The 7,081-nt window shown below is 37.9% G+C and carries 4 protein-coding genes; all 4 read right to left on the reverse strand.

Going from position 1 to position 7,081, the window contains the following annotated elements:
• Positions 1-95: 95 nt before the first annotated feature.
• The 4 genes from E7274_RS13945 to E7274_RS13960 are packed head-to-tail and all read right to left on the reverse strand — an operon-like array spanning position 96 to position 6,996.
• On the reverse strand, positions 96-1,679 hold the full coding sequence (locus tag E7274_RS13945) for a response regulator transcription factor (RefSeq protein WP_304176761.1): 1,584 nt from the start codon (positions 1,677-1,679) through the stop codon (positions 96-98).
• Positions 1,679-3,265 (reverse strand): sensor histidine kinase, encoded by a 1,587-nt coding sequence (locus tag E7274_RS13950; RefSeq protein ID WP_304176764.1) that lies wholly within the window; start codon positions 3,263-3,265, stop codon positions 1,679-1,681. Before E7274_RS13950 ends, E7274_RS13945 begins: the two co-directional genes overlap by 1 nt.
• An 11-nt stretch (positions 3,266-3,276) precedes the next feature.
• On the reverse strand, positions 3,277-4,830 hold the full coding sequence (locus tag E7274_RS13955; RefSeq protein WP_304176766.1) for a glycoside hydrolase family 43 protein: 1,554 nt from the start codon (positions 4,828-4,830) through the stop codon (positions 3,277-3,279).
• Between the two features lie 24 nt (positions 4,831-4,854).
• Entirely contained in the window at positions 4,855-6,996 is a 2,142-nt protein-coding gene (locus E7274_RS13960; RefSeq protein ID WP_304176769.1) for a glycoside hydrolase family 3 C-terminal domain-containing protein, read from the reverse strand.
• Between the last annotated feature and the right edge of the window lie 85 nt (positions 6,997-7,081).

Genomic DNA, 7,081 nt, shown 5'->3' on the forward strand with positions numbered 1-7,081 from the left:
TTTTATGGTATTATTTTAGGAAAAATCACAATTGAAAACATCCGAGAAACTATAGATAAAAGGGGGAGAAACTTTACATTTCTCCCCCTCAAATTTTAGACGGCCATATTCTTTTTATACTTTGTAGGGGTACATCCCTTTGCCTCAATAAACTTGTTTACAAAGTAATCAACATCCTTGTAGCCCACCATTTCAGCTACTTCATATATTTTCATATCGCTTTTACGAAGTAGCTTTGCAGCTTCATTTAGGCGCTGTTCATTAAGATAATCTTTAAATGAACAACCATATTTTTTCCTGAAAACCTGACCTAAATATGCTGAATTAATATAGTATTTTTCGCTAAGCTCTCTAAGGGTCAAATTGCTGGCATAATTTCTTTTGATTTCATCTTCTATCTGACCAAGCACACCCTTGGATACGTTTTTGCGTAGCTGTGTTATATAATCGCCGTAAGCATAAGCCATTTTGCAAAGATGAGTCCGGCCACCTCGTCTAATTCCCTCTTCTGAGGTACTTTCCAAAATCATTCTAAGAATCTCTTCCTGATTGACTTCATTATCAAGCTCACTGGCCAAATGTATAAGCTGAAATAATAGGTAATTGATATTTAGATTCATAGTGGATTCAGTGACACCAGTATTTTTCATTTCCTGATAAAACTCATCTACTCTTTTTCTTATTTCGACATGCTCCCCATCTTCGATTGCCTCTATAAGGTTGTCTAGCTGTTTCTTACAAATAAGTATGCCTGTATCAGTGATTTTGTATTCATCTTCATAGTAATAGATGTTTTTCTTTTCCCTAAATCCCTGGAGAGAACGAAGCATATTGGCTGTTCCATATGATTTTGAAATATTCCTAATACCAGAGACATTTTTACCTACAAGCATTGTGATTTCTAGATTCGTATTTACGATAAGGTAATCGTAGAATCGTTTTAAATATTCCTCAGTGGTAAGCTGTAGCTTTTGTCCCATTGAGTCTGTATAGATGAAGCCTATATCATAGGTTTTCTCACTGTCAGAAACATCCATAATACATAAAGCAAAATCATTTTTCAGGAATTCATCAGCTGCCAAATATAGTTTGTTGAGTTGTTCCTTCTTTTCTTCATCAGAATAATCCTCGGATAAGGTAGCAACATCCAGCTGCACCTCTACATAACACATATCCTCATCCACATTGATTTTATCTGATATGCATTCAATATTTGTTTTATCGTATTTGCCTCTAAGAAGAGACATTATATTTCTATCAAGATAAGCCTTATCCTTCTTTGCCTTCTCTTGAATCTCAATGATTTTTTCCTTGTTTAAAGCAGCAATCTTTCTAAGAATGACAAGTAATTGCTCCTTTTCCACAGGCTTTAAAATATACTCTACACATCCATGCTTTAATGCTTCCTGGGCGTATCCAAACTCCGCATATCCGCTAAGAATCACATAGTATATCTCATCATTTAGCTTTCGAACTTCCTTTAAAAGTTCGATTCCATCCATTAGTGGCATTTTTATGTCAGCTATGACAAGATCAACTGGCTGTTTCTTTATGAACTCAAACGCTTCTTTTCCATTTACAGCAGTGTAGATTTCATAACCTTCGGCTTCCCAGTCAACAAGCACCTTTAATCCCTGTAGAATAAACGGTTCATCATCCACTAACAAAACTTTTAACATTAAATCATCCCCTTTAAATACATCATTGGAATTGTAATTTGAAATAAGGTCCCCGTACCTATTTCTGACTCCATATCAAACATAACATCATCTTCTGATATCATCTTTAATCTAACGCATGCATTTACAATTCCAACTCTACCTTTCTCCTTTAACATAGAAATATCGGCATTACGCATATTCTCCAGCAGTTCATTTGCTATATCTTCTGGAATTCCGCTTCCTGTATCCTCTATTTCTATAATTACATTTTCGCCTTTAACGTATATACGAACAAAAATCCATCCCGGTGTGGTTTTACTTTCAATACCGTGAACAACTGCATTTTCCACAAATGTTACAAGGGTCAGCTTTGGTATCAACAGTTTTCTGCATTCATCCTCAATATCTATTTCAAAAGAAAGCCTATCTCCAAATCTGTATTTTTGAAGTTGCAAATATGCCTCTACAAAATTCAACTCGTTTTCAATTGCTATTATGTCATCGTTCCATTCGGTATATTGTCGTTGTAGCTTTGCTAAATGCTCCACCATTTTGGCTGTTTCCTCTTCCTTTTTAAGAAGAGAATGCATTCGAATACTCTCTAGCGCATTAAACAGAAAGTGTGGATTTATCTGGCTGTGAAGTGCTATTAACTCTGCATTCTTTCTGGCCACCACAGCTTCCTGCTCTCGCAGTCTGTTTTTCAAATTGGTGTGCATTAAACTGCTAACAAACAACGGCAAAGCAATATTTATTACAATTAAAAACAATAGCTGATACCATCGTTTTCTGAACAAATCAATAAAACTGTAATCAGTATCTTTTATTTTGATTTCCAGTTTTTGTCCGTAAACCTCACACTCCTGAGAATATGCAATATTCTCAAGCAACTCCTTGTTAGCATATTCCTTGCTTACATTACTATATTTTCCATTGGACATTAACACTCTTGTATCATCACAAATGTATGCCTTATATGGATAATTCAGATTTTCGATATCATCCACACACTTTGAATAATCTATCTTTATCAGCAATATATTAGGCGAATTATATTTGTAATAGTTTAATCGCTGAAAATAATAAATTGTTCTTTGAATGGCTCCTGTTGGCTGTTTTGTCATTCCAAAATAAAGTCCCTTATTCAAATGAGATGTCAAAATGTAGTCATACCAGTCTGTCCCTATCGCCTTGGTAATCTTTTGAAATTCCGCTCCATTTGTAATGGTATTGTTATCCAAATATATGCGATATTCCATACCAGACTGACCTGTTACTAGCTTTAAAAGTGTATCATCAAAAAATGTCTGATAGGCGTTGTAGTATTCAAGATTCGATGAGTATTCCTTGTGTAAAAACCTATGAACATAAAGACTGCTGTATAAAGCATTTCCCAGCTTAGCAGCCTCATCAACTTGATTAAAAAAAGTGTAATTTATGGCATTGGCTTCATTTTCCATCTGATGAAGAATGGAAGATTTTTCTGAATTATATATGGACTTGAAAACAAAACCATCTGAAATAATTATTGGAAGCACTACGCAAAGGATATATAAAAGGGCCATCTTCCTTTTTACTTCAAGCTTATTAAAAAACCTTTTCATATATCATGCCCTTAATTCTTTGTGTGACTAATCCATTTAAAGCTGCATTTATTATCAGAAGTATCTCCATTTGAGGAAGTGTACATACCAACTGTGCAGCCAACAAATCCCCCGGCTTCCTCTGTTGTGTATGGAATTAAATCAACATCATCCTTTGCTGGCAGCTGACCGTTTTCATCAACAATATAAATCTGGCACTTCTGTTCCTTTGCCTTTATTCCAATTTCAACTAAACCATCTGAAACTGGTATGGATTTTATAATCTCTTCTTTGCCAGAAATTACAGTTCTCACACGGAACTGCTTTCCACTCTCGCCTTTTACAATTTCCATAACCAAATGATTTTCATGGTTTTGGAAGAGCACAAGGCCGCCACACTCTTTATCGCTCTTAGGAGTGAAATCAACTCCACAGCTAACTGCAAATGAATAATCCTTTTGGCGAATTCCCAGATAAGAAGGATTGCAGATATCTTCTATTCTTTCTGGGCGAGTGTAAAGTGTAAGGAATCCTGGATTTTCTTTGAGAGAATAAAAATCCTCACTTCTTCTTTCGATTCCAACTAATCTATCATCCAATTCTTTGCTATCAAAGTGGATAATATCTGTGTAAGTGTTTTCCTGATTGAATCTGTATTCCTCAAATGGAAGCTCAACCTGGTCTGTAAGCTTTCCAATGCCTTGGTTGATAACAGGCCATCCATCTTCCCAAGTGACCTTGGCAAGGAATGTTTCTCTGCCCATGCTGCAGTGATTTTTACACTGTCTCGAAGCAAGCATTACAATGTAGTAGTTTCCATCTTTATCATCTACCAAATCTCCATGACCTGCATAAATAACAGGATAGTTCTTGCCCAGATTTCTATGTGTAAATATTGGATTACGTGGGCAGCCATCAAACCATTTGAAGAGTTCCTTCGAGCGAGCAACTGATATGGCATGCTCTGGGCCTGTGCCGCCTTCTGCGTGAATCAAATAATAATAGCCATCCTTCTTGTAAAGATGAGGACCTTCTGGCCAAATAACATCCTTAACAGCACCCTTCCATATTGCCATAGATGGGCCAACAAGCTTCATAGAATCTAAATCCAGCTCCTGTACCCAGATTTCCCAATCCCCGTTGTATCTAACACCTTCTGGATTTGGTCTGGTTCCAACATAGTAGCAACGGTCATCATCGTCAAAGAATAATGATGGATCAATACCTGGGCATTCTTTATCACCCAAATAGTATGGATCTGACCATGGTCCTGCTGGGTCCTTTGCTGTAACAAGGAAATTTCCTCCAGCATCCACATTTGTTGTAATCATGTAAAATGTGCCTTTGTGCTCTCTAATTGTTGGAGCAAAAATACCTCTAGATATTTCACCATGCAATGGAAGCTGGCTTTCTCTATCTAGCACGTGTCCTATCTGCTCCCAATGGGCCAAATCCTTACTGTGGAAAATTGGTACTCCCGGAAAATACACAAAGCTTGAACATACAATATAAAAATCATCACCCACTCTGCATATTGATGGGTCTGGATAAAAGCCCTTTAATATCGGATTATTAGCAATTGTCATTATCTTCTCCCTAAACAAACTATCCTAGTATTCCACCTGAATAGTTTCCCCTTTCAAATCTATTTCAAATACATCACATTTATTTCCAGTAAGCTCTTCACTTCTACCATCAGGCTGACTGGTTCCAACAGCTATCTTAAACTTGCCTGGCTCTACAATAGCATTTCCCTTTTCATCGATGATTGCAAAATCTCTTGGAGCAAGCTCAAATGAAACTGTCTTTGTCTCCCCTGGTGTAAGTGAGACTCTCATTACTTTTCTCAAAGACCACAATGGAACTCTTGTTGATGCTTCCACGTCCTTGATGTACACCTGAACAACTTCTTTTTGATTCATGCTGCCTTGGTTTGTCACATCGATTGTCAATGTAAAAAGTTCATCCATGTTGCCTGAAAGTTTATCAATAGAAGCATTTTCGCATTTGATTTTGGAATATCCCAATCCATATCCAAATGGATAAAGTGGTGTTCCCTTAAAATATCTATAAGTTCTATTATCCATAGAGTAATCTTTGAAATCAGACAAATCCTTATCTGATGCATAGAATGTGACTGGAAGCTTTCCACTTGGACTATCCTGTCCAAACAGTACCTGAGCAATAGCTTTTCCACCTCTTGCTCCAGGATACCAGCATTGCATTATGGCATTTACGTTATCTTGTGCCCAAGACAAGTCAAGTGCTGAACCAGATAAAAGAAGAAGCACAACTGGCTTTCCAACTGCTGTAATTTTTTCCAACAATTCCTGCTGTAACCCTGGAAGCTTAAGTCCCTTTTTGTCACCGCTGCCGAACTCATTTCCAGCGTCACCTTCTTCACCTTCTATTGTGGAATCCAATCCTAAGCACATAACCACAACATCTGAATGCTCTGCAACTGCCATAGCTTCTGCAAAATCATCTCTTGCTTCGCTAAGCACATGCATCCTATCCTTCCAAAGATGAGTTCCATCTGCATGGAATACTCTTACATCATCTCCAACAAATCTCTGGATACCTTCAAGTGGAGTGATATATTCAGATGAAATTCCTTCGTAATTTCCGACAAGCGCTATTCTTGAGTTTGAATTAGGACCAATGACTCCTATGGTCTTTAACTTGTCTTTATTCAGTGGCAGGACACCATCATTCTTTAATAAAACAAAGCTCTCCTTTGCTGCTTCATTAGCTAAATCCTTATGCTCTTTGCATTCCACCACTTCATATGGAATATCATCATATTTACTTTTTCTCTCAGGAAGAGTTCCTAAGCGTAATCGAAGTTCAATCAATCTTTCAACCGCAGTGTTAATAGTCTCCTCTGTAACAAGGCCGGCTTTATATGCGTAAATTAACTTTTCATATACACATCCGCAGTTCAAGTCACAACCGTTATTCACAGCCAATGCTGCCGATTCCACTTCACAGCCTGTTACCTTATGGTTTTCGTGGAAATCACGAATCGCCCAACAGTCAGAAACAACATGTCCTTCAAATCCCCAGTCATCTCTCAGGATGTCCTTAAGTAAGCGTTTACTTCCACAGGCAGGCTCACCGTTTACTCGATTGTAGGCCCCCATAACGGACTCTACCTTGGCATCCTTCACCAGTCGCTTGAACGCATACAGATATGTGTCATACAAATCCTGATCTGATACCCTGGCATCAAAATGATGTCTGTCTGCCTCCGGACCAGAATGAACTGCAAAATGCTTTGCGCAAGCAGCTGCCTTTGGATTATCAAGATCTGGGCCCTGTAATCCTTTTACAAAAGCCATTCCCAACTGGCCAGTAAGATATGGGTCCTCACCATATGTTTCATGGCCTCTGCCCCATCTTGGGTCTCTGAAAATATTTACATTTGGTGCCCAATATGTAAGTCCCTTATAAATATCTCTGTCACCATGCTTAGTGAACTGATTGTATTTAGCTCGACCTTCTGTAGAAGTAGCATCACCAATTTTCTCCACTAGCGCCTCATCAAATGTAGCTCCCAGTCCAATTGCCTGAGGAAAAACTGTTGCATCTCCAGCTCTGGCCACCCCATGCAAAGCCTCATTCCACCAACAATATGCCGGTATTCCTAGCCTATCTATTGCTGCGGCATGATATAGCATCTGACTAGTCTTTTCTTCCATAGTCATTTGCGACACTATTTCTTTAGCACGCTTCATTGTTTCTTGATTCATTTTCATCTTCTCCTACTATTATATAAAGTCATAGTCTTTCTTTACCTTTTCTATAGGTTCGACTATGCTATTTTAAGATACTGTG

Origin of the sequence: Pseudobutyrivibrio ruminis (assembly GCF_015057245.1) — a bacterium.
Taxonomy (GTDB): domain Bacteria; phylum Bacillota; class Clostridia; order Lachnospirales; family Lachnospiraceae; genus Pseudobutyrivibrio; species Pseudobutyrivibrio ruminis_E.